Origin of the sequence: Rhodovulum sp. 12E13 (assembly GCF_003340565.1) — a bacterium.
In the GTDB taxonomy this organism is placed as follows: Bacteria; Pseudomonadota; Alphaproteobacteria; order Rhodobacterales; family Rhodobacteraceae; genus HLUCCA09.
In genome coordinates this window covers 162,840-183,418 of sequence record NZ_QPLK01000003.1, presented here as the reverse complement: position 1 = coordinate 183,418, position 20,579 = coordinate 162,840, and the positions used below count along the sequence as shown (strand labels likewise).

The 20,579-nt window shown below is 70.8% G+C and carries 22 protein-coding genes and 1 tRNA gene; 16 read left to right on the top strand and 7 right to left on the bottom strand.

Annotated features, from left to right (window positions below):
- The first annotated feature begins 100 nt into the window (after positions 1–100).
- Positions 101–841, top strand: a complete 741-nt coding sequence (locus tag DLJ49_RS04130) for an SIMPL domain-containing protein (RefSeq protein WP_233488710.1) — start codon at positions 101–103, stop codon at positions 839–841.
- Positions 842–888: 47 nt separating this feature from the next.
- On the opposite strand, the gene DLJ49_RS04125 is transcribed toward DLJ49_RS04130, so the two are convergent.
- Positions 889–2,190, bottom strand: coding sequence for an O-acetylhomoserine aminocarboxypropyltransferase/cysteine synthase family protein (locus DLJ49_RS04125; RefSeq protein ID WP_115392249.1), 1,302 nt, complete (start codon positions 2,188–2,190; stop codon positions 889–891).
- A 188-nt stretch (positions 2,191–2,378) separates the two neighbouring features.
- Between DLJ49_RS04125 and DLJ49_RS04120 the strand changes: the two genes are divergently transcribed.
- Positions 2,379–3,059: a cupin domain-containing protein gene (locus DLJ49_RS04120; protein WP_115392248.1), complete on the top strand. Its 681-nt coding sequence runs from the start codon at positions 2,379–2,381 to the stop codon at positions 3,057–3,059.
- Between the two features lie 72 nt (positions 3,060–3,131).
- A complete protein-coding gene (locus tag DLJ49_RS04115; RefSeq protein ID WP_115392247.1) occupies positions 3,132–3,971 on the top strand; it encodes a lytic murein transglycosylase in 840 nt (279 codons plus the stop codon).
- Positions 3,972–4,013: 42 nt separating this feature from the next.
- Here DLJ49_RS04115 and DLJ49_RS04110 read toward each other — a convergent pair whose 3' ends face one another.
- The gene (locus tag DLJ49_RS04110) at positions 4,014–4,868 is read right to left on the bottom strand and encodes an AAA family ATPase (RefSeq protein ID WP_115392246.1); all 855 of its coding nucleotides are present in this window, start codon (positions 4,866–4,868) and stop codon (positions 4,014–4,016) included.
- 260 nt (positions 4,869–5,128) lie between these two features.
- Between DLJ49_RS04110 and dksA the strand changes: the two genes are divergently transcribed.
- The 5 genes from dksA to DLJ49_RS04085 all read left to right on the top strand — a co-directional run bounded on the left by dksA (position 5,129) and on the right by DLJ49_RS04085 (position 8,893).
- Entirely contained in the window at positions 5,129–5,551 is a 423-nt protein-coding gene (gene dksA, locus DLJ49_RS04105) for an RNA polymerase-binding protein DksA (RefSeq protein WP_115392245.1), read from the top strand.
- A 67-nt stretch (positions 5,552–5,618) separates the two neighbouring features.
- On the top strand, positions 5,619–6,776 hold the full coding sequence (locus DLJ49_RS04100; RefSeq protein WP_115392244.1) for an FAD-dependent oxidoreductase: 1,158 nt from the start codon (positions 5,619–5,621) through the stop codon (positions 6,774–6,776).
- A 91-nt stretch (positions 6,777–6,867) separates the two neighbouring features.
- A tRNA-Leu gene (locus DLJ49_RS04095) sits at positions 6,868–6,952 on the top strand.
- Positions 6,953–6,983: 31 nt separating this feature from the next.
- Entirely contained in the window at positions 6,984–8,309 is a 1,326-nt protein-coding gene (gene tig, locus DLJ49_RS04090) for a trigger factor (RefSeq protein WP_115392243.1), read from the top strand.
- A gap of 131 nt (positions 8,310–8,440) precedes the next feature.
- The gene (locus tag DLJ49_RS04085; RefSeq protein ID WP_115392242.1) at positions 8,441–8,893 is read left to right on the top strand and encodes a hypothetical protein; all 453 of its coding nucleotides are present in this window, start codon (positions 8,441–8,443) and stop codon (positions 8,891–8,893) included.
- Between the two features lie 46 nt (positions 8,894–8,939).
- Here DLJ49_RS04085 and DLJ49_RS04080 read toward each other — a convergent pair whose 3' ends face one another.
- The 4 genes from DLJ49_RS04080 to rpsF all read right to left on the bottom strand — a co-directional run bounded on the left by DLJ49_RS04080 (position 8,940) and on the right by rpsF (position 11,539).
- Positions 8,940–10,160: a PQQ-dependent sugar dehydrogenase gene (locus DLJ49_RS04080; protein WP_115392241.1), complete on the bottom strand. Its 1,221-nt coding sequence runs from the start codon at positions 10,158–10,160 to the stop codon at positions 8,940–8,942.
- A gap of 130 nt (positions 10,161–10,290) precedes the next feature.
- The gene (gene rplI, locus DLJ49_RS04075; protein ID WP_115392240.1) at positions 10,291–10,926 is read right to left on the bottom strand and encodes a 50S ribosomal protein L9; all 636 of its coding nucleotides are present in this window, start codon (positions 10,924–10,926) and stop codon (positions 10,291–10,293) included.
- A 10-nt stretch (positions 10,927–10,936) separates the two neighbouring features.
- Positions 10,937–11,161, bottom strand: a complete 225-nt coding sequence (gene rpsR / locus DLJ49_RS04070; RefSeq protein WP_115392239.1) for a 30S ribosomal protein S18 — start codon at positions 11,159–11,161, stop codon at positions 10,937–10,939.
- 24 nt (positions 11,162–11,185) lie between these two features.
- Entirely contained in the window at positions 11,186–11,539 is a 354-nt protein-coding gene (gene rpsF / locus DLJ49_RS04065; protein WP_115392238.1) for a 30S ribosomal protein S6, read from the bottom strand.
- A 524-nt stretch (positions 11,540–12,063) separates the two neighbouring features.
- Here rpsF and fabD point away from each other — a divergent pair.
- Complete coding sequence (fabD, locus tag DLJ49_RS04060) at positions 12,064–13,005, top strand: ACP S-malonyltransferase (protein WP_115392237.1); 942 nt, start codon at positions 12,064–12,066, stop codon at positions 13,003–13,005.
- 282 nt (positions 13,006–13,287) lie between these two features.
- Positions 13,288–13,752, top strand: a complete 465-nt coding sequence (locus DLJ49_RS04055; protein ID WP_115392236.1) for a hypothetical protein — start codon at positions 13,288–13,290, stop codon at positions 13,750–13,752.
- A gap of 971 nt (positions 13,753–14,723) precedes the next feature.
- On the opposite strand, the gene DLJ49_RS04050 is transcribed toward DLJ49_RS04055, so the two are convergent.
- Positions 14,724–15,353, bottom strand: coding sequence for a J domain-containing protein (locus DLJ49_RS04050; RefSeq protein ID WP_115392235.1), 630 nt, complete (start codon positions 15,351–15,353; stop codon positions 14,724–14,726).
- A 138-nt stretch (positions 15,354–15,491) separates the two neighbouring features.
- Between DLJ49_RS04050 and DLJ49_RS04045 the strand changes: the two genes are divergently transcribed.
- The 6 genes from DLJ49_RS04045 (at position 15,492) to DLJ49_RS22310 (ending at position 20,561) form a co-directional block, all read left to right on the top strand.
- On the top strand, positions 15,492–15,797 hold the full coding sequence (locus DLJ49_RS04045; protein WP_115392234.1) for a BolA family protein: 306 nt from the start codon (positions 15,492–15,494) through the stop codon (positions 15,795–15,797).
- A gap of 139 nt (positions 15,798–15,936) precedes the next feature.
- On the top strand, positions 15,937–16,674 hold the full coding sequence (fabG, locus tag DLJ49_RS04040) for a 3-oxoacyl-[acyl-carrier-protein] reductase (RefSeq protein WP_115392233.1): 738 nt from the start codon (positions 15,937–15,939) through the stop codon (positions 16,672–16,674).
- Between the two features lie 238 nt (positions 16,675–16,912).
- A complete protein-coding gene (locus DLJ49_RS04035; protein ID WP_115392232.1) occupies positions 16,913–17,146 on the top strand; it encodes an acyl carrier protein in 234 nt (77 codons plus the stop codon).
- A gap of 360 nt (positions 17,147–17,506) precedes the next feature.
- A complete protein-coding gene (gene fabF, locus DLJ49_RS04030; protein WP_115392231.1) occupies positions 17,507–18,769 on the top strand; it encodes a beta-ketoacyl-ACP synthase II in 1,263 nt (420 codons plus the stop codon).
- Positions 18,769–19,932 carry an endolytic transglycosylase MltG gene (gene mltG, locus DLJ49_RS04025; RefSeq protein ID WP_115392343.1) on the top strand — a complete coding sequence of 388 codons (1,164 nt, stop codon included), beginning with the start codon at positions 18,769–18,771 and terminating at the stop codon, positions 19,930–19,932. The genes fabF and mltG overlap by 1 nt, the downstream gene beginning before the upstream one ends.
- A 290-nt stretch (positions 19,933–20,222) precedes the next feature.
- Positions 20,223–20,561 carry a hypothetical protein gene (locus DLJ49_RS22310; RefSeq protein ID WP_233488708.1) on the top strand — a complete coding sequence of 113 codons (339 nt, stop codon included), beginning with the start codon at positions 20,223–20,225 and terminating at the stop codon, positions 20,559–20,561.
- The last annotated feature ends 18 nt before the right edge of the window (positions 20,562–20,579 follow it).

Sequence of the window (20,579 nt, the reverse complement as noted above, 5' to 3'; positions counted from 1 at the left end):
TGACCGCGACTTATAGCAGGATTCGGGGGAATGGAAAGAAAACTGCCCCCGACCGCCCGGCCGACGGGCGGGTTAACGCTCGGATCGGAAAGGGTTTACCATGCCTGCCGCCAGATTCGCCCGTGCCATCGCCACGGCCTTTGCTGCGCTGTCACTTGCGGCGCCCATGTCTCTGCCCGCGTTCGCCCAGGGCGCGATCGCCGCGGACTCGCGCCGGATAGAGGTCGTGGTTGAGGGGCGCGCCTCGGCCGCCCCCGACATGGCCACGATCACGCTCGGCGTGACGGCCGAGGCCGAGAGCGCCGAGGCGGCTGTGGCGGAGATGTCGCAGTCCGCACAGGCGGTGATCGACCGGCTCTCGGAGCAGGGCATCGCGGCGCGCGACCTGCAGACCAGCGCGCTGTCGCTCTCGCCGCGCTGGCGGGGAGAGTACGGCTCGCGCGACGAGCCGCGCGAGATCGTGGGCTACGTCGCCGAGACCACCGTCACGGCGCGGGTGCGCGCGCTCGACAGCCTTGGCGCGGTCCTCGATGCCGCGGTTGGGAGCGGGGCCAACGTCTTTCGTGGGCTCTCCTTCGGTCTGTCCGAGCCGCAGCCGGTGCAGGACGCGGCCCGCCGCGCCGCCGTTGCCGAGGCGCAGCGCCGCGCCGGGCTCTTTGCCGATGCAGCCGGCGTGTCGCTGGGGCCGCTCGTGCGTCTCGAGGACACGGGAGGCGGGCAGCCGCGCCCGATGATGCGGGCCGAGATGGCGATGTCCGACGCAGGGGCGGTGCCCGTCGCCGAGGGCGAACTCGATGTCACCGCGCGGGTGCGCATGGTGTGGAAGATCGCGCCGGAGTGAGCTGGCGGCCGCCGGGTCTGCGCCCCGGCGGCCTTGCGCGTCTCGCCTCAGGCGGCCTGCGCGACGGCCTTGCCGAGCGCCTGGTCGAGATCGGCGATCAGGTCGTCGGCATCCTCGATCCCGATGGAGAGGCGCACCACGTTGGGCGCGGCGCCGGCTGCCACCTGCTGTTCCGGCGTGAGCTGTCGGTGGGTGGTCGAGGCCGAGTGGATGATCAGCGAGCGGGTGTCGCCGAGATTGGCGACGTGGCTGAAGATCTCGACGTTGTCGACCAGCCGCACGCAGGCGTCAAAGCCGCCCTTCAGCGCGAAGGTGAAGAGCGCGCCGGCGCCCCTGGGGCAGATGCTGGCGACCCTCGCGTGATAGGGCGACGACGGCAGACCGGCATAGGTGACCGACTCGACGCGCGGGTCGTTTTCGAGCCATGTCGCCACCTTTACCGCGTTCTCGACATGCCTCTGCATGCGCAGCGAGAGCGTCTCGATGCCGAGCAGGGTGTAGTGGGCCGCCTGCGGGTTGAGCGTCATGCCCAGGTCGCGCAGGCCCACGGCGATGCCGTGGAAGGTGAAGGCGAGAGGCCCGAACGTCTCGGCGAACTTCAGGCCGTGATAGGCGGGCTCGGCTTCGCTGAGCGAGGGGAACTTGCCGGAGGCGGCCCAGTCGAACTTGCCCGAGTCGACGATCACGCCGCCTGTCACGGTGCCGTTGCCGGTGAGGAACTTGGTGAGCGAGTGGACGACCAGCGTCGCGCCGTGCTCGATGGGGCGGCACAGGTAGGGGGTGGCCGACGTGTTGTCGACGATCAGCGGCAGCCCGGCCTCGTCGGCGATCTTCGCCATCGCGTCGAGGTCCGTGACGTAACCGCCCGGATTGGCGATGGATTCGCAGAAAATGGCGCGCGTGTCGTCGTCGATGGCCGCCTTGACCGCGTCGAGGTCGTCGGTGTCGACGAACCGGGCCGACCAGCCGAAGCGCTTGATGGTCTGGCTGAACTGGGTGACCGTTCCGCCGTAGAGGCGGGTCGAGGCGACCACGTTGAGCCCCGGCCCCATCAGCGGGAACAGCGCCATGATCTGCGCGGCGTGCCCCGACGAGCAGCAGACCGCGCCCGCGCCCCCCTCGAGCGTCGCCATCCGCTCCTGCAGGACGGCGACGGTGGGGTTGGTCAGGCGCGAATAGATGAAGCCGACTTCCTGCAGGTTGAACAGGGCGGCGGCGTGCTCGGCGTCGCGGAAGACGTAGGCCGTGGTCTGGTAGATCGGCGTCTGCCGCGCGCCTGTAGCCGGGTCGGGGCGCGCCCCGGCGTGGATCTGCAGCGTGTCGAAGCCGTAGCTGGGCGTGTCAGGCATGGGGGCCTCCCTCGGATACGTTTTGCGCGTACGCTACGGGAGGGGGCAGGCGGCGGCAATGGCGCGCGGGCCGCAACCGGCGCCGCGGCCCGCGATTCGGGACCGCCGTTTGCGCGCCCCGTGCCGGGACGGGACATTGGTCGCGATCAGGGATAGGACGCGGGACGGAATCGCGAAGGGAGACCGACATGCGGATCAACGCGGAGTTCGACCGGCCGGCGCGGGTGCGGTTCGCCGAGGGCGCGTGGGTGGGCAGCCCCTCGACCGGGGTCGAGCGGCGGATGCTCGACCGGCTGGGCGACGAGGTGGCACGCGCGACATCGCTGGTGCGTTTCGCGCCGGGCTCGGCCTTTTCCCCGCACACCCACGACGGGGGGGAGGAATACCTGGTGCTCGAGGGCACGTTCCAGGACGAGGACGGCGATTTTCCCGCGGGCGCCTACGTTCGCAACCCGCCTGGCACGTCGCACCGGCCGGCGGCGGCCGAGGGCGCGGTGATCCTCGTCAAGCTCCACCAGTTCGACCCGTCCGACCGCACCCTCGTGCAGACCCGGCTCGACCCGACGCGCGCGGCGCCCGCAGGCGATCAGCCGGGCGTCGCGGCGCAAGTGCTGCACCGCGACACGCGCGAGGCCGTGCGGCTGGAGGTCTGGGCGCCGGGGGCCGAGGTGAAGCGAGAGTTGCCGGGCGGGGCCGAGCTGTTCGTGCTCGAGGGGGGGTATTCCGAGGGCGGCGCCGCGATGGGCCCGTGGGACTGGCTGCGGCTGCCGGCGGCCGGGCGGCTCGAGGCCGTCGCCGGGCCGGAGGGCGCGCGGCTCTGGGTCAAGGAGGGGCACCTCGCCGCGCCGATCGGGCTCGACCTCGGCTGAGGACCATCGGCGGCTTTGGATCGGGGGGCATGTCGGGTAGTCTTGCGCGCGTTCCAGAGGGGGAGGAGACCCATGCATCCCGAGTTGCAGACCCCGCGTCGGCGTGCCGGCCTCGCTGCCGCCCTGTGTCTGAGCGCGCTGCTCGGCACGGCGCTGCTCGCCACCGCCGCGCATGCGGCCCCGTGCGGCGACGATGCGTCGGGCTTCGAGGCGTGGAAGCAGGACTTTGCGCGCGAGGCGGCGGCGGCGGGGGTGAGCCAGAGGGGCATCGAGGCGCTGATGGGCACGCGCTATGCCAGCGCCACGATCCGGGCCGACCGCAACCAGCTCAGCTTTCGCCTGAGCTACGACGAGTTCTGCGCCAAGCGCGGCTGTGACGTGATCGCGCGCCAGGGCCGGCAGCGGCTCGCACAGAGCCCCAACTTCTACGGCTCGCTCGAGCGGGCCTACGGGGTGCCGGCGGGCGTGATCATCGCCATCCACGGTATGGAGACCGGCTTCGGCCGGTTCATGGGCGATTCGAACGTGCTCAACGCGACGGCGACGCTCGCCTACGATTGCCGCCGGCCGGAGTTCTTCACGCCCCATCTGATCGGCGCGCTCAAGATGATCGACCGGGGCATGATGTCGGCCGGCACGATCGGGGCAAGGCATGGCGAACTCGGGCATACGCAGTTCCTGCCGGGCAATGCGCTGACCTACGGTCAGGACGCCAATGGCGACGGACGGGTCGACCTGACCGACCAGGCCGACGCGCTCGCCTCGACCGCCAACTACCTGCGGCGCAAGGGATGGCGGCCCGGAGAGAGCTATCAGCCGGGCACCCACAACTTCCGCGTGTTGCAGGAGTGGAACGCCGCGAGCGTCTACCAGCGCGCGCTGGCCGAGATGGGGGCGCGCATCGACGGGTAGGCTGGCGGGCTGCCGCGCCGGCGAGCGTTGCGCGCGGCGGGCCTAGCGTTGCTCGCGGCGGGCCATGAAGGCCAGCCGCTCGAACAGGGCGACGTCCTGCTCGTTCTTCAGAAGCGCCCCGTGCAGGCGGGGCAGCGCGGCGGCCGGGTCGGCGCGCAGGGCGTCGGCGTCGAGATCCTCGGCAAGCAGCAGCTTGAGCCAGTCGAGCACCTCGGAGGTCGAGGGCTTCTTCTTCAGGCCCGCCTGCTCGCGGATCTCGTAGAACTGCGTCAACGCCACCGTCAGCAGCCGCTCCCGGATGCCGGGATGGTGCACCTCGACGATGCGCTTCATCGTCTCCATGTCGGGGAAGCGGATGTAGTGGAAGAAGCAGCGGCGCAGGAAGGCGTCGGGCAGTTCTTTCTCGTTGTTGAACGTGATGACGACGACGGGGCGGTGCCGCGCCCGGATCGTCTCGCCCGTCTCGTAGACGTGGAACTCCATCCGGTCGAGCTCCTGCAGCAGGTCGTTGGGGAACTCGATGTCGGCCTTGTCGATCTCGTCGATCAGCAGCACCACCTTGCGCTCTGCGGCGAACGCCTCCCACAGCTTGCCGCGGCGGATGTAGTTGGCGATGTCGTGCACCCGCTCGTCGCCGAGCTGGCTGTCGCGGAGGCGCGAGACGGCGTCGTATTCGTATAGGCCCTGATGGGCGCGGGTCGTCGACTTGATGTGCCATTCGACCAGCGGCAGGCCCAGCGAGAGGGCGACCTGGCGGGCGAGTTCGGTCTTGCCGGTGCCTGGCTCGCCCTTGACCAGCAGTGGCCGCTCGAGCGTGACGGCGGCGTTGACGGCGACGGCGAGGTCGTCGGGGACGATGTAGGTGTCGGTCGAGGCGAACTGCGTGGTGACGCTCATCGAAGGCCATAGCTCCCGGCTGGTTTCGGCGCGCGGCGGGCCGCAGGCTGCCCGACCGCGGCGGGGGGTGCAAGCCCGCCGGGCCATGTCATGTAAGGCGATGAAATAGCTTCCGAACGGGCGTGACAAGGGCAAGGCCATGCAGTATGAGGCCCCCCATGCGAGGCCAGTTGCCTGTTTCGAGGACGCATGCCGGTGAGGGGGCGCCCGAGACCGCTCTCCCCGGTTCTGATGGGGCGGGCGAGCGAGAGGGATCAGGCGTGAAGCAGGAAGTATTTCTACCGGCAGATTATCGTCCGGCCGAGGACGAGCCCTTCATGAACGAACGACAGCTGGAATATTTCCGGCGCAAGCTGTTGAAGATCAAGGCCGAGCTTCTGGAGGAGACGCGCACGACGCTGGAGGGTCTGCAGGACGGTTCCCGCAACATTCCCGACATTGCCGACCGTGCGAGCGAGGAGACCGACCGCGCACTGGAGCTGCGCATCCGCGACCGGCAGCGCAAGCTGGTCGCCAAGGTGGACTCGGCGCTGCGGCGCATCGAGGAGGGCGAATACGGCTACTGTCGGGACACGGGCGAGCCGATCTCGCTGAAGCGGCTCGATGCGCGGCCGACCACGACGCTGAGCCTCGAGGCGCAGGAGCGGCACGAGCGCCGCGAAAAGGTGCACCGGGACGATTGATGCCGGAACGTCGGGAAAGACGAGGCGCCGGGGCCGAGGCTCCGGCGCTTTGCGTTCGGGGGCCGGGATGGGGGTGAACGGGCGCGACGTGACCGTGGCGGGCGGCGGCGTCGCGGGGCTTGCCGCGGCGCGGGCGCTCGCGCTCCGGGGCGCGCGGGTGACGGTGCTGGAGCAGGCGCCGGCAATCTCGGAGGTGGGCGCGGGGCTGCAGGTCTCGCCCAACGGTGGCCGCGTGATCGACGCGCTGGGGCTGGGCGAGGCGTTCCGCGCGGCATCGGGCGAGAGCGCGGCGGTGGTGCTGCGCGACGCGGCGGGGCGGCGGGTGCTGCGGATGGCGCTGGCCGGGCGGGGGCGGTTTGCGCTGGTCCACCGGGCCGACCTGATCGCGGTGCTCGAACGGGGCGCGCGCGAGGCTGGCGTGACGATCGAGCTCGGCGCGCGGGTCGAGGCGCTGACGCTGGGCGAGCGGGGCGCGACGGTGCGGATGGCCGACGGCGGCGCGTTGCGGCCCGGCCTGCTCGTCGGTGCCGACGGCCTGCACAGCCGGGTCAGGGCGGAGCTCGTGGGAGAGGCGCGGCCGCGCTTCACGGGGCAGGTGGCATGGCGCGCGCTGATCCCGTGCCCCGAGGGCGTGGCTTCGGAGGCGCAGGTCTTCATGGGGCCGGGGCGGCACCTCGTCGCCTATCCGCTGCGGGGCGGGCGGCTGCTCAACATCGTGGCGGTGGAGGAGCGGGCCGAGTGGGCCGAAGAGGGCTGGCACAACGCGGGCGACCCCGACGAGTTGCGCGCGGCCTTCCGCGACTTCGGCGGGTCGGTGCGGGAGTGGCTGGGCAGGGTGGAGCGCTGCATGCTCTGGGGCCTGTTCCGGCACCCCGTCGCGGGGCGGTGGCACGCCCCCGGCGTGGCGATCCTCGGCGATGCGGCGCACCCGACGCTGCCGTTCCTCGCGCAAGGCGCGTGCATGGCGCTGGAGGATGCTTGGACGCTCGCCGCGACGCTCGACGCGCACGACGGCGATGCGGCGGCACTCGCGGCCTGGCAGGGGGTGCGCCGCCCCCGCACCCTGCGGATCGTCGACGCGGCGACGGCGAACGCGCGCAACTATCACCTGCGGGGGGCGCGGGCGGCCGCGGCGCACGCCGCGCTCCGCGCGGCCGACCGGCTCGCGCCGGGCGCGGTGCTGGGGCGGTTCGACTGGCTCTACGGGCATGACGTGACGGCTTGACGCCTTCGTTTTCGCTCTCGCATCGCCGGGACGGCCTTGATAAGGACACCGCCAATCTGGGCGGCCCCTGCCGGGGCCGCCCGCCTTGCTTGCGGGTGTGGCGGAACTGGTAGACGCACTTGGTTTAGGTCCAAGCGCCGCGAGGCGTGGGGGTTCGAGTCCCTCCACCCGCACCACCGAAGGGTTTGACGAGAAGGACGAGACGCGATGCAGGTGACGGAGACCGTCAACGAGGGGCTGAAGCGGGCCTATCACATCACCATCCCCGCCGCCGAGCTGGACGAGAAGGTCGACGCCAAGCTGCGCGAGGCCCAGCCAGAGGTGGAGATGAAGGGCTTTCGCAAGGGCAAGGTGCCCCTGGCGCTCTTGAAGAAGCAGTTCGGCACGCGCCTTCTGGGCGAAGCCATGCAGGAAGCCGTCGACGGCGCGATGAACAGGCACCTCGAGGAAACGGGCGACCGCCCCGCGCTGCAGCCGCAGGTCGAGATGGTGGGCGAGAACTGGCAGGAAGGCGACGACGTGGTCGTCTCGATGCAGTACGAGAAGCTGCCCGAGATCGACGAGCCGGACCTGTCGGGGCTCAAGCTCGAGAAGCTGGTCGTCAAGGCCACCGACGAGGATATCCAGGAGGCGCTCGAGGGGCTGGCCGAGCAGGCGAAGAATTTCGAGGACAAGGACGGCGCCGCGGAAGAGGGCGACCAGGTGGTGCTCGACTTCGTCGGCAAGCTCGACGGCGAGGCCTTCGAGGGCGGCGCGGCCGAGGATTTCCCGCTCGTGCTCGGCTCGGGCCAGTTCATCCCCGGGTTCGAGGAGAAGCTGGTCGGCGTGACCGCCGGTGACGAGACCGAGGTGCAGGTCACCTTCCCCGAGGATTACGGGGCCGAGCACCTGAAGGGGCGCGATGTGGTCTTCGACTGCACGATCAAGGCGGTCAAGGCCCCGGCGAAGGCCGAGATCGACGATGATCTCGCCAAGCAGTTCGGCGCCGAGGATCTCGAGGCGCTCAAGGGGCAGATCCGCGAGCGGCTCGAGTCGGAATACGGTAATGCCGCACGGGCGGTGATGAAGCGGCACCTGCTCGACGCGCTCGACGAGCAGGTGAGCTTTGACCTGCCGCCGACGCTGGTCGACGCCGAGGCCAAGCAGATCGCCCACCAGCTCTGGCACGAGGACAACCCCGACGTGCAGGGCCACGACCACCCCGAGATCGAGCCGACCGACGAGCACGTCAAGCTCGCCGAGCGACGGGTGAAGCTGGGGCTTCTGCTGGCCGAGCTCGGTCGCCAGAAGGAGGTCGAGGTGACCGACGCCGAGATGACGCAGGCGCTGATGAATCAGGCGCGGCAATATCCCGGTCAGGAGCGGGCCTTCTTCGAGTTCGTGCAGAAGAACCCGCAGGCGCAGCAGCAGATCCGCGCGCCGCTGTTCGAGGACAAGGTGGTCGACTACATCTTCGAGATGGCCGAGATCGAGGAAAGGGAGGTCGACAAGGACACCCTGAAGGAAGCGGTGGACAAGCTCGAGGACGAGTGACCCAACGTTCCCCGATCGGACCGACAGACATTGGGGCCGCCTTCGGGCGGCCCTTTTTCATGGGCGTTCGGGGCAAGCGAACGAAACCGGGCGGCGCGCGTTTCCCTGCGAAGAAAAGGAGGCCATTGCCCATGCCAACAAGACGTTTCGCCGCCGCCGCCGCTGCGGCTCTCGTGGCCCTTCCGCTCGGCGCAGCCGCCCAGGATGGCGGCGATGACTCCGCGCCGTGGTCGGCGCTGCCGGGTGATATCTCGGAGGAGCCCCTGCCGGAGCCCTACTTCCGCGACAACCTGATCGGGCGCTACGCCGCGCCAGGCCGGTGCGGCACCGACAGTGTCGACGACCTGCTGGTGATCTCGGCGGTGGGCATCCAGATAGGGCCTGTCCTGTGCGAGAGCATCGGCAAGATGACGTGGGAGGGCGGCCGGCTTCTGGTGCCGCTCTCGACCTGCCGAATCGACACGCGCCACCAGGGGCCGCGGACTCTGTCGCTGGAGCGACTGACCGGCGGCGACCTCTTCGTGCGCTCGGACTCCGAAGAGAGCTTCGTGCCGAACGAGGTGATGCAGCGCTGCGGGCCGTGAGCGATGGCAGGCGCCGGGCCATCCGGGGCCCGGCGCACAACGCCCCTCACGACGCCGATTGCGGGGTGAGGCGGACGAGACGCCCGTCCTCGTAATCGGTGATGACGAGGATCGAGCCGTCCTGGTCGATCGCCACGTCGCGGACGCGGCCGAGGTCGGAGACGTGGCGATCTTCGCCCACGACGGTCGGGCCATCGAGTTCGAGCCGGGCAAGTCCGCCCGAGACCAGGCCCGAGGCGAGCACGTCGCCCTGCCACTCGGCGAACAGCTCGCCCTGATAGAACGTCATGTCGCCCGGCGCGATCACCGGATCCCAGTAGTAGCGGGGCGGAGTGAAGCCGGCTTCCTCGTGGCGGTAGTCGCCGCCCGTGACCGGCGAGCCGTCGTAATTCTTGCCGTAGGTCACTTCGGGCCAGCCGTAGTTGGCGCCGGCCTTGATCAGGTTCAGCTCGTCTCCGCCGGCGGGGCCGTGCTCGATAATCCAGAACTCGTCCGTTCCGGGCCGCATCGCGGCGCCCTGGATGTTGCGGTGGCCGAGCGACCAGATCTGTTCCTGAGGCGTGCCTTGGCCCGCGAAGGGGTTGCCCTCGGGCACCTCGCCCTCGGGCGTCAGGCGCACGACCTTGCCGTAGGTCTTGTCCATGTCCTGGGCGTAGTGACGCTCTTCCTCGGTGAAGTGCTCGCCCGTCGTGATGTAGAGATGGCCCTCGCCGTCGAACACCAGCCGCGAGCCGTAATGCATCGGCGTGGGCGACGGCGGCTCCTGCGTGAAGATCTCCTGCACGTCCGTCAGCCTTGTGCGGTCCTCGCTCAGCGTGCCATAGGCCGCTGCCGTGCCCGACATGCCGTCGCCCATCGGCTTGGCATAGGTCAGGTAGACGCGGCGGCTCTCGTCGAAGTCGGGCGCGAGCGTCACGTCGAGGAGGCCGCCCTGTTCCTCGTTGTAGACCTCCGGCACGCCCTCGACAGGCTGCGAGAGGGTGCCGTCCCGGGCGACGTGGCGCAGCCGGCCGGGCCGCTCGGTCACGAGATAGCCCGCATCGCCCGGAAGCACGGCGATGCCCCAGGGATGCACGAGGTCGCCCGCGATGGTCTGCGTGGCGATCTCGACATCGCTGTCGAGGGCGGGGGCGTTGGTCTGCTCGGCGAAGGCGGGCTCGACGTCGGGCCGCTCCTCGGGCCCTTCCTCGACCTTGTCCTGCGCGAGAACGGGGGCGGCGGCGATCGCCGCGGTCAGCCCCAGCGCGGACGCGGTTTGGCGTAGCATTCATTCTCCTTGCCTTGGTGCGAGCGAAAAACGTCGCGCCTGACAGGGATGTTCCGGCGGCTGAATGCAGAAAGGGCCGCGCCTGCGGCACGACCCTTCACTGTCTCGCAAGTCGGCGTGAGGCGAGCCGTCAGAGCGGCTCGTTGCGACCTTCGCCGTCCTCGCTCTCCCGAGGTTCGGGGCCGCGCGGATCGTCGAACTGGTCCATCGTGGCGCCGCCGATATCGTCGAACAGCTCGGCAATCTCGAACTCGGCCTGTGCCTCTTCTTCGGCGGCCAGCTCCTGGATCGACTTGCCGGCGGCCTGGATCTCGGCCTCTTCCTGCGAGCGGGCGACGTTGAGCTTGATCTCGACCTCGACCTCGGGGTGCAGGTGCACGACGACGGTGTGCAGGCCGAGCTCCTTGATCGGGCGACCGAGGTCGATCTGGCGCTTGTCGATGGTGAAACCGGCCTCTGCTGCGGCATCGGCCGTGTCGCGCGGCGTGACGGACCCGTAGAGCGCGCCGGAATCGGCGGCCTGGCGGATCAGCACGAAGCTCTGGCCCTCGAGCGAACCGGCCAGCTTTTCGGCCTCCTTCCGGGTCTCGAGGTTGCGCGCCTCGAGCTGGGCCTTATCGGCCTCGAAGCGGGCGATGTTGTCCTTGGACGCGCGCAGCGCCTTGCCCTGCGGCAGCAGGAAATTGCGTGCATAGCCCTCCTTGACGGAGACGACTTCGCCCATCTGGCCGAGCTTGGAGACGCGTTCGAGCAGGATGACGTCCATGTCGGGCTCCTTACTTGACGGCGTAGGGCAGAAGCGAAAGGAAGCGCGCGCGCTTGATGGCGCGGGCAAGCTCTCGCTGCTTCTTGGAGGATACCGCGGTGATGCGGGAGGGCACGATCTTGCCGCGCTCGGAGACGTAACGCTGCAGCAGCTTGGTGTCCTTGTAGTCGATCTTCGGCGCGTTGTCGCCCGAGAACGGGCAGACCTTGCGGCGGCGGAAAAACGGCTTGGCCATGTGTCCTGTCCTTTCTCTCTGGGCTCAGCGGCGATCGCGACGGGAATCCCGCTCGTCGCGCTTCTGCATCTGGATGGAGGGGCCTTCCTCGTGGGCGTCGACCTTGATGGTAAGCACGCGCATCACGTCGTCGTGCAGCCGCATCAGGCGCTCCATCTCCTGCACCGCTTCGGCGGGCGCCTCGGTGCGCAGAAAGGCGTAGTGGCCCTTGCGGTTCTTGTTGATCTTGTAGGCCATCGTCTTGACGCCCCAGTATTCCGAGCCGACGACCTTGCCGCCGTGGTCGGACAGGACGGTGCCGAAGTGCTCGATCAGCCCCTCGGCCTGCGCGTTGGAGAGATCCTGGCGCGCGATGAAGACATGCTCGTAGAGCGGCATGCTGCGGTTTCCCTTTCTCGGGCGCACTTCAAAGAGCGGGTCAGGGGCTTCCGCGCCCCGCTCACGAGAGGCTGCGCCGGTCGTCGATCTTCGCGGAAGTGGCGCGGGCTATTGCACGGATGGGGCGGGTGCGCAAGGGCAGGGTGCAGAAGCGCGGCTGGCGCACCCATCGACGGCCAGGGCCACGGCGGGCAGGGCCGTGACCGGGCGGCCACACGGAAAAGGCCGACGGCGCCGGGCGCATCGCGGAACAGGCGCGCGCCAGTGCCCCGCACCCGACAACGCGTCCGCGTCATTGGCGACCGGGTTGCGTCCGCCCCGGCCGCGCGCGACCAGCGGGCCCTCGGCCTGCTGCTGCGCCGCCCTCGTGCTTGCCCCAGGCCACGGCGGGCTTCGGACGAGACGGCGTTGGCGCAGGGTAGCGGGGGCGGGCTGTCTGGCGGGGCGCACCGGGCGGCGCCTTGCCGCCGGGGCGCACCGTGTCTAGGGAGGGCTGCGCGGCGGGACGACGAGGAGGGCAGCCGATGATGCGGGCGTTCGTGTTTCCGGGCCAGGGGGCGCAGGCGATCGGGATGGGGCGCGACCTTGCCGAAGGGTGGCCGGAAGCGGCTTCCGTCTTCGAAGAGGTCGATGCGGCCCTCGGCGAGGGGCTGTCGGCGCTGATCTGGAAGGGCGACGCGGAGACGCTGACGCTGACGGCCAATGCCCAGCCGGCGCTCATGGCGACCTCGATGGCGGCGATGGCGGCCCTGCGCGCCGAGGGCGTGGGCGTCGAGGCCGCCGCCTTCGTCGCCGGTCATTCGCTGGGCGAGTATTCGGCGCTCTGCGCGGCGGGCGCGATCGGCGTGGGCGACGCGGCGCGGCTGCTGCGGCTGCGGGGGCGCGCGATGCAGGAGGCGGTGCCGGTCGGCGTGGGCGCGATGGCGGCGCTCCTGGGATTGGGGCTCGACGATGCAAGATCGGTCGCGGAAGAGGCCGCCGCCGGCGAGGTCTGCGAGGCGGCCAACGACAATGACCCGGGGCAGGTCGTGATATCGGGGCATCGGGGCGCGGTGGAACGCGCGGTGGAGATCGCGAACACGCGGGGCGCCAAGCGGGCCGTGACGCTGCCGGTCTCTGCGCCGTTTCACTGTGCGCTGATGCAGCCGGCAGCCGAGGCGATGGCGGCAGCGCTCGAGGAGGTGGACTTGAGATCGCCGGCCGTGCCGCTGGTAAGCAACGTGCGCGCCGAGGCGGTCACGGAGCCCGACGAAATCCGACGGCTGCTCGTGGAGCAGGTGACGGGCACTGTCCGCTGGCGCGAGAGCGTGGCCTGGATGGCGGGGCAGGGTGTGGGCGAGATCTGGGAGATCGGCGCGGGCAAGGCTCTGTCGGGCATGGCACGGCGGATCGATCGCGCGCTCGCGACCCGCACGGTGGGCACGGCTGAGGAGGTGCGGGCCGCTGCGGCAGCCGCGCTGCCCTGAGTCGCCGCGCTGCCCTGAGGCCGGGCGTCAGGAGCGGCGCGACGCTTGCCCGAAGCCGTGGCGCGGAGCGCTGGCGAGGAGCGCTGGTCGGGCACACCGCGTCGATCGCGTCCGGCGCGGCGCGGGCGCGCGGCGGGCCTGCCTGGTGGGTACGGTTTTCGCCCCGGTTGGCGATGCGGCCTCGGCAGCGGGGCACCGGCGACGCGGGCGAGGCGTCGTCACGTGGGAGGCGACGGGTCGACACCGCGTTTGCGGCCGGCCTGGGCAGGAGGGGAGGGCGCGATGGACGAAACCGAGCCGGCCGGCTGGACGGCGCGCGCGATCGTCGCCGCGGGGATGGCGTCGGTCGCGGCACTGTTCGCGTTTCTTTTCCTTTACGGCGACCGGCAGGCGGCGACCGGATCGACCGGGGTCTGGCTGTTCGTCGGCGAGGTCATCCTGTTTCACGGCGTGGGCGGCCTCGTCGCCGGCGCCGCGCTGGCGGGCCTGTTCGGAAGGCGCGGGACTGCGGGCTGGCCGCTTGCCGCTTTCGGCGGGGTGCTGGCCACCTTGCTCGCCGGGTTGATCGGCGGTGTGCTCTCGGGCGTGCCCACGCTCCTGTCGGGGGGCTCTCCGGTGACGGAAGCCATCCGCCTCGGCGCAGCGACCGTGGTGACACCCCTCGCCGTGGCCGCTGCGCCCCTGCTCGGCGCTGTCTGGGCCGTCGCGATGGCCGCGCTTCACCTGCTCGCCCGCGCCGCACGCTGACCGCCTCGGCGGTGCACCGCCCGGCACACCGCGTCGCGCAGGTGGCTCGCGGCGCCGGCGGGGGTCTGGCGGCGGTGCCCGTGATGGCGCCGCAGGGGCCGACATGTGCTTCGCGCCGCCGCAGCGACGGAAGATGCCGCAAGGGCATGGGGCGCGACTGTGTCTGCCGGCGGACCGCCTTGCGCGGGTTCCGTCATCGATGCAGGCCGAGGACACGCATTGTTTCCGGCCCGGCCTTTACCGTCGCTGCGCGGGCGACGACCCGGACGCCGCGCCCGCCACTGTCGCGGTCTGCGCATCCACGGCCACATTCGTGCAACGCATGGGCCGAAGAAACCGAAAGAAGGCACGATCCTCGCCCAGCGCCCGTCACCATGCCCCGCCATACCTGTCCTCGACGCCGTCCTGGGGGGATGGCTGCGAACGGCCCCGAGGGGCGCGGGTCATCCGGCCCGCCCGCGGACGGGCCCCGTTGTTGACCAGTGGTGTTGGTAACGAGTGCCCCGTCCGGGGCGCGCGCCTTCGGGTGCGCTCTCGGGCGGGTGCTCCCGGGCGCGGGCCGGACTCAGGGGGACGGCCCCCCGGGAGCGGCCGCGCGTTGCGCGAGCTCCTGCGGCCCGTCCTGTCCGGTTGTGTGCCCCCTTTGTGCGAGTGCGGGCAGGGCGGGATCGGACGGTGCCGTGGCAGCGGGGGCCAGCCCCCGCACCCCCGGGATATTTCGAGCAAGAAGAAGACGGGGGCGCCGGGTCGGCCGGCTGGCGGCGCGGCTCTCGCCCGCCACGGCCCAGCCGGTCGCCATCCCGGGTCGATGGCGGCCTCGCTCGGGTCGCGCGCGGCATCATGCGGTCGCCGGGCGCTGCCGCGAGGCCGTCGGTCCGAGGGGACGCGGGCAGCTCGGGCGGCCCGACCCCCCGAGGGAAGCGCCCGGGCATGCCCCGGATCGGCGCGGCGCCAGCCGCCGCGCTCGTGCCTCAATCGCGGAAGTTGCGGCTGTCCTTGATCTGGTCCCAGGCCCAGACGACCTCCTGCAGGCGTTCCTCGTCCGAGCGGTCGCCGCCGTTCATGTCGGGGTGCAGCACCTTGATCAGCGCCTTGTAGGACTTGCGCACCTCGGCCTTCGTCCAGTGGTCCCTGGCGTCGAGGATCTCGAGCGCCTTGCGCTCGGTGGGTGGCAGCCTGCGGGTGCCCGTGACCGACTTTCCGGGGTTGCGGGTCGCGTTGTCGCCCAGCACCTGGTGCGGGTCGTCGACACCAAGCCGGGCCCAGGCGCGTTCCTCGGCCGATTGCTTGAACGACTTGGTCTTGCGGCCCCAGACACGGTCCTTGTCGATCTGGGCGGAGAACTCCTCCTCGGTGGAGCCCTCGAAGAAATTCCACTTGAGGTTGTACTCGCGGACGTGCTGCTTGCAGAACCAGTAGTAGTCGTCGAGCACGTCGGGCGACTTGGGCGCGCGGTACAGCCCGCGCTCCTCGCAGCCGGGATGGTCGCAGACGCGCTGCGAGGTTTCGAAGGCGCCCGACATGCCGCGCCGCCCGCGATTGCGCTTCTTCTTGTCGACGCTTGCGCGAATGTCGAATCCGAAGGGATCGGGCTTGGTCATGGAACGCTGCCTCTCCTGCGGCGCCGCCCTCGGCGCGGGACTCGTGCTCTTGCGGGGGGCGCGCCGCGAGGGCTATCCCCGACTCGGACGCGTGAGTTTAGTCACTGGCGCGCGCATGAGAAGAGGGAGGTGCCGAAAATGTCGGCAGAGAGCGACTCCGCCGCGTCCCCGGTGCCCGCCGAGGGCCCTGTCACGGCGGAGATCCGCGCCCGGCTTGGAGAGGCCTTCGCGCCCGCCGAGCTGGTCGTGATCGACGACAGCGAGAGCCACCGGGGCCATTCCGGCTACCGCGAGGGCGGTCAGAGCCATTTCCAGGTGAAAATCCGCGCCGAGGCGTTCCGCGGACAGCCGCGCCTCGCGCGACATCGGGCGGTGCACGCGGCTTTGGGCGAGGATCTGGTGGGCCGGATCCACGCGCTCGCCCTCGACATCGACGTGCCCTGACGGAGCGGGGCGCGCGCGGTCGCGCGCGTCGGACCAGGTGACGGACGGCGGCGAACGAGACGGTGCCCGGGCACGGGCGGGAAGTGCGGGCCGGCGCCTGCCTGGGCGCGGGGCGGCCGGCGACGAGAAGGAGACGGACATGTTCGATCTGACGGGCAAGGCGGCGCTGGTGACCGGCGCCTCCGGCGGCATCGGCGGCGCGGTGGCACGGGCGCTGCACGGCGCCGGCGCGACGGTGGCGCTCTCGGGCACGCGGGAGGGACCGCTGGAGGAGCTGGCGGGCGCGCTGGGCGAGCGGGCGCATGTCCTGCCCTGCAACCTCGCCGAGGCGGAGGCGGTCGACGCGTTGCCCAGGCGGGCCGCCGAGACGATGGGGGCCCTCGACATCCTGGTGAACAATGCCGGCATCACGCGGGACAACCTGTTCATGCGCATGTCGGACGCCGAGTGGGACGAGGTGCTGAACGTCAACCTCACCTCGGCCTTCCGCCTGTCGCGGGGCGTGCTGCGCGGAATGATGAAGGCGCGCTGGGGGCGCATCGTCAACGTGGGCTCGGTGGTGGGCGCCACGGGCAACCCCGGGCAGGGGAACTATGCCGCCGCGAAGGCCGGGCTGGTCGGCATGTCGAAGTCGCTCGCCTACGAGGTGGCGGGCCGCGGCGTGACGGTGAACGTGATCGCGCCGGGCTTCGTCGCGACCGCCATGACGGACAAGCTGACCGACGAGCAGAAGGAAAAGATCCTCGCGCAGGTGCCCGCGGGCCGGATGGGCGAGCCGCATGAGATCGGCGCGGCGGCGCTTTACCTTGCCAGCCCGGAGGCGGCCTATGTCACCGGCGCGGTGCTGCACGTGAACGGCGGTCTGGCGATGATCTGAGGGGGCGTTTCGCGCCGCGCCCCGGCCCGGGCGAAAGCGTTTGCTTTCCCCGGCGAAGATGCTAATGGGGCGCAGCTTTCGGCAGGGGGGCGTGGCTGTCCGGCAGGCCGGGCGTATGGACGCGGCCGACCGCATGCCCGGAGGATCGAGGCACGCCCGGCAGGCGACAGCCGCCCCCGGGGGGCACGGGACAGAGAAAAGAGGGGCGGAGACGCGCCCCGGCAAGTGAGGAACGGAAATGAGCGACATCGCGGAGCGCGTGAAGAAGATCGTGGTCGAGCATCTGAGCGTCGACGAGGACAAGGTGACCGAGAGTGCCTCGTTCATCGACGATCTGGGCGCCGACAGCCTCGACACGGTGGAGCTGGTCATGGCCTTCGAGGAGGAATTCGGCATCGAGATCCCCGACGACGCGGCGGAGACGATCCAGACCTTCGGCGACGCGGTGAAGTTCATCCAGGAACGCCAGTAACACGCGCGCCCGGCGGCCTCGGCAGCCGGGGCAGGCCAAGGATCGACGGCGCTCCTTCGGGGCGCCGTCCTGATTCAGGGCCGTCGGTTGCGGCTGGCCGGGCCGCAGGGGCAGGGCGGTCACTGCGCGCGCCCCGCAGCGGTGTCGAATCGCGTGCAGCGGGAGACCGAGGTCGGCGACGGCAGCTTGGCGGCGCGCGCCCCACGGCGCCCGCCGTGCCGTGGCTCATGGCCCGTACCGGCGTCGCGGGGTGGTCGGTCGTCGATGGGCGAGCCGCCGCCTGAAGGCGCCGAGGGATTGCCCCACCCCGGCGGCCGGGCTATCAGGCGCGCAAATCGGAAAGAACGCTCGGGGGCAGGCATGCGGCGCGTTGTCGTGACGGGACTCGGATTGGTTTCACCGCTTGCGACGGGCGTGGCCGCGACGTGGGAGCGGCTGCTTGCCGGGCATTCGGCGGGGCGGACGATCTCGAAGTTCGACGCTGCGCATCTGTCCACCACGTATGCCTGCGAAGTCATCCATGGCGACGGCAGCGACGGCAGCTTCAACCCCGACGACTGGATGGCGCCCAAGGAGCGGCGGAAGGTCGACGATTTCATCCTCTACGCGATCGCCGCGGCCGAGCAGGCGGTGCGCGACGCCGAGTGGACCCCCGAGGACGACGAAAGCCGCGAGCGCACCGGCGTGATGATCGGCTCGGGCATCGGCGGGCTCAATTCCATCGCCGAGACGGCGCTGCTGATCCGGGACAAGGGCGCGCGGCGCGTCTCGCCCTTCTTCATTCCCGGATCGCTCATCAATCTCGCCTCCGGACAGGTGAGCATCCGATATGGCTTCAAGGGGCCGAACCATGCCGTGGTGACCGCCTGCTCGACGGGGGCGCACGCCATCGGCGACGCGGCGCGGCTGATCATGTCGGACGATGCCGACGTGATGGTGGCGGGTGGTGCCGAGAGCGCGATCAGCGAGATCGGGATCGCCGGGTTCAACGCGTGCAAGGCGCTGTCGACCAAGCGCGGCAACGCGCCGGAGACAGCGAGCCGGCCCTATGATGCCGACCGTGACGGCTTTGTCATGGGCGAGGGCGCGGGCATCGTGGTGCTGGAGGAGCTCGAGCACGCCAGGGCGCGCGGCGCGCGGATCTATGCCGAGGTGCTGGGCTACGGCCTGTCGGGCGACGCCTATCACATCACCGCGCCCTCGGAAGATGGCGAAGGCGGCGAGCGGTCGATGCGGGCGGCGCTGAAGCGCGCCGGCAAGGCGCCGGCAGACATCGACTACATCAACGCGCACGGGACGAGCACGATGGCCGACGTGATCGAGCTGTCGGCGGTGGAGCGGATGCTCGGCGACGCGGCGGGCAAGGCGACGATGAGCTCGACCAAGAGCTCGATCGGGCACCTGCTGGGCGCGGCCGGCTCGGTCGAGGCGATCTTCTGCATCCTCGCCCTGCGCGACCAGGTGGCGCCGCCCACGATCAACCTCGACGACCCGGCGGTGGAGACCCCGATCGACCTTGCGCCCAACGCGGCGCGAGAGCGCAGGATCGACGTGGCGCTGTCGAACAGCTTCGGCTTCGGGGGCACGAATGCGAGCCTTGTCCTGGGTCGGTGGGCCGGCTGATGGCGCGGGCGCTCGCCTCGAACGCGCTGACCTTGCTGATCCCGCTGCTGCTGGCACTCGCCGGGATCCTTGCCTGGGGGCAGGCGCAGTATCGTGGCCCGGGGCCGCTGGCGCAGGCGATCTGCGTGGAGGTGGCGCCGGGCTCGACGATGTCGCAGGTCTCGCGGCAGCTGGCCGAGCAGGGCGCGATCTCGAACCCGACCCTGTTCCGGCTGGGGGCCGACTATACCGAGCGGTCGGGCCTGCTGAAGGCGGGCAGTTTCATGGTCGAGCCGGGCGCCTCGATGGAGGAGATCGTCGCCGCCATTACCGAGAGCGGGCGAAGCACCTGCGGGACGGAGGTGAACTTTCGCATCGGGGTGACGACGGCCGAGGTGCTGGTGCGCGAACTCGACCCCGCGACGCAGACCTTCGAGGAGGTCGTTCGGTTCACGCCCGCCGATGAGGAGCCGCCAGCGGCCTACCTCGCCGAACTGGAGCAGCCCGGCACGCGGTTCCGGGTGACGCTGGCCGAGGGGGTGACGAGCTGGCAGGTGGTGGAGAGCCTGCGGGCGCTCGACCTGCTGAGCGGTGGTGTCGAGGAGATTCCTGCCGAGGGCAGCCTGGCGCCCGACAGCTACGAGGTGCGCCCGGGCGACGACAAGGCGGCGCTGATCGCCGAGATGCAGGCGCGGCAGGAGCGTATCCTGTCGGACCTGTGGGCGGCCCGGCAGGACGGGCTGCCGCTCGAGAGCCCGGAAGAGGCGCTGATCCTTGCCTCGATCGTGGAGAAGGAGACGGCCCAGCCCGAGGAGCGGCCGCTGGTGGCGAGCGTCTTCGTCAACCGGCTGCGCGACGGGATGCGGCTGCAGACCGACCCGACGGTGATCTACGGCGTGACGGAAGGGCGGGGCACGCTGGGGCGTGGCCTTCGGCAGAGCGAATTGCGCGCGGCGACGCCGTGGAATACCTACGTCATCGAGGGGCTGCCGCCGACGCCGATTGCCAACCCTGGGCGGGAGAGCATTGCCGCCACGCTCAACCCGGTGGAGAGCGACTACATCTTCTTCGTGGCGGACGGCACAGGGGGGCATGCGTTCGCGGTGACGCTGGCGGAGCACAACGAGAACGTGGCGCGCTGGCGGGTCATCGAGGCGGAGCGTCGCGAGGCCGCCGGAGAGTAATGTTGGCGATCGGTAAGCGGCGCGTACGGGGGGCTCTGCACAACCCTGGATTTAGCGCTTGACTCCGCGAACGCTCTTCGGTAGAAAAAGGGCAAGATGGGAAAAGTAGGCAGGCGGCCACCTTCGGGGTGAGCCGCCTTTTTCGTTCCCGGCGCGTCGGTGGTGTCCGGACGCGCGCATGGCTCTCCGGGGGCAGCGTGCCCGTGGCGCCGTGCAATAACGATCCTTCGAATTGCGCGGCTGAGCGGGACTGAGGTGCCTGGCGACGCGGCGGAGATGGCGGAGGCTGGATGTCGGATAGCGAACGCGACCAGGCAGCGCAGCGCGTAGAGGCCGAGCTGGCCGCGGCGCGAGACGTGTTCGAGACCTTTCGCGACGAGCTGGCAACGCTGCTCGCGGAGGTGCGGGCGGGCAGGACGGCGCAGGCCAAGCGGCTCAAGCCCGTCGTGACCGAGCTCGCCCGGGCGGTGGCACGCATGGCCGAGGACGAGGGGAAGCTGCATGGCGCCAGAGGCGGGCGGGACGGAACCGGAGCGGGCGACGAGCGTTCGGGGCTGTCGCTCGATCTCGACGCCGCGCGAAGCGAGGTGTGCCGCCGTCTGGCTCGCCTCCGGACCGCCGGAGCGTGAGCGTGCCTTTCTCGAGGG

What these genes read in the sequence shown, in the direction of transcription:
- DLJ49_RS04085 (WP_115392242.1), top strand. Translation starts at nt 8,441, where the DNA reads ATGCCAACAAGACGTTTCGCCGCCGCCGCCGCTGCGGCTCTCGTGGCC.
- DLJ49_RS04110 (WP_115392246.1), bottom strand. Translation starts at nt 4,868, where the DNA reads ATGAGCGTCACCACGCAGTTCGCCTCGACCGACACCTACATCGTCCCC.
- DLJ49_RS04120 (WP_115392248.1), top strand. Translation starts at nt 2,379, where the DNA reads ATGCGGATCAACGCGGAGTTCGACCGGCCGGCGCGGGTGCGGTTCGCC.
- DLJ49_RS04045 (WP_115392234.1), top strand. Translation starts at nt 15,492, where the DNA reads ATGTCGGCAGAGAGCGACTCCGCCGCGTCCCCGGTGCCCGCCGAGGGC.
- DLJ49_RS04100 (WP_115392244.1), top strand. Translation starts at nt 5,619, where the DNA reads ATGGGGGTGAACGGGCGCGACGTGACCGTGGCGGGCGGCGGCGTCGCG.
- DLJ49_RS04050 (WP_115392235.1), bottom strand. Translation starts at nt 15,353, where the DNA reads ATGACCAAGCCCGATCCCTTCGGATTCGACATTCGCGCAAGCGTCGAC.
- DLJ49_RS04055 (WP_115392236.1), top strand. Translation starts at nt 13,288, where the DNA reads ATGGACGAAACCGAGCCGGCCGGCTGGACGGCGCGCGCGATCGTCGCC.
- DLJ49_RS04125 (WP_115392249.1), bottom strand. Translation starts at nt 2,190, where the DNA reads ATGCCTGACACGCCCAGCTACGGCTTCGACACGCTGCAGATCCACGCC.
- fabG (WP_115392233.1), top strand. Translation starts at nt 15,937, where the DNA reads ATGTTCGATCTGACGGGCAAGGCGGCGCTGGTGACCGGCGCCTCCGGC.
- DLJ49_RS04080 (WP_115392241.1), bottom strand. Translation starts at nt 10,160, where the DNA reads ATGCTACGCCAAACCGCGTCCGCGCTGGGGCTGACCGCGGCGATCGCC.
- rplI (WP_115392240.1), bottom strand. Translation starts at nt 10,926, where the DNA reads ATGGACGTCATCCTGCTCGAACGCGTCTCCAAGCTCGGCCAGATGGGC.
- DLJ49_RS04115 (WP_115392247.1), top strand. Translation starts at nt 3,132, where the DNA reads ATGCATCCCGAGTTGCAGACCCCGCGTCGGCGTGCCGGCCTCGCTGCC.
- rpsF (WP_115392238.1), bottom strand. Translation starts at nt 11,539, where the DNA reads ATGCCGCTCTACGAGCATGTCTTCATCGCGCGCCAGGATCTCTCCAAC.
- DLJ49_RS04130 (WP_233488710.1), top strand. Translation starts at nt 101, where the DNA reads ATGCCTGCCGCCAGATTCGCCCGTGCCATCGCCACGGCCTTTGCTGCG.
- tig (WP_115392243.1), top strand. Translation starts at nt 6,984, where the DNA reads ATGCAGGTGACGGAGACCGTCAACGAGGGGCTGAAGCGGGCCTATCAC.
- mltG (WP_115392343.1), top strand. Translation starts at nt 18,769, where the DNA reads ATGGCGCGGGCGCTCGCCTCGAACGCGCTGACCTTGCTGATCCCGCTG.
- DLJ49_RS04035 (WP_115392232.1), top strand. Translation starts at nt 16,913, where the DNA reads ATGAGCGACATCGCGGAGCGCGTGAAGAAGATCGTGGTCGAGCATCTG.
- DLJ49_RS22310 (WP_233488708.1), top strand. Translation starts at nt 20,223, where the DNA reads ATGTCGGATAGCGAACGCGACCAGGCAGCGCAGCGCGTAGAGGCCGAG.
- fabD (WP_115392237.1), top strand. Translation starts at nt 12,064, where the DNA reads ATGATGCGGGCGTTCGTGTTTCCGGGCCAGGGGGCGCAGGCGATCGGG.
- rpsR (WP_115392239.1), bottom strand. Translation starts at nt 11,161, where the DNA reads ATGGCCAAGCCGTTTTTCCGCCGCCGCAAGGTCTGCCCGTTCTCGGGC.
- fabF (WP_115392231.1), top strand. Translation starts at nt 17,507, where the DNA reads ATGCGGCGCGTTGTCGTGACGGGACTCGGATTGGTTTCACCGCTTGCG.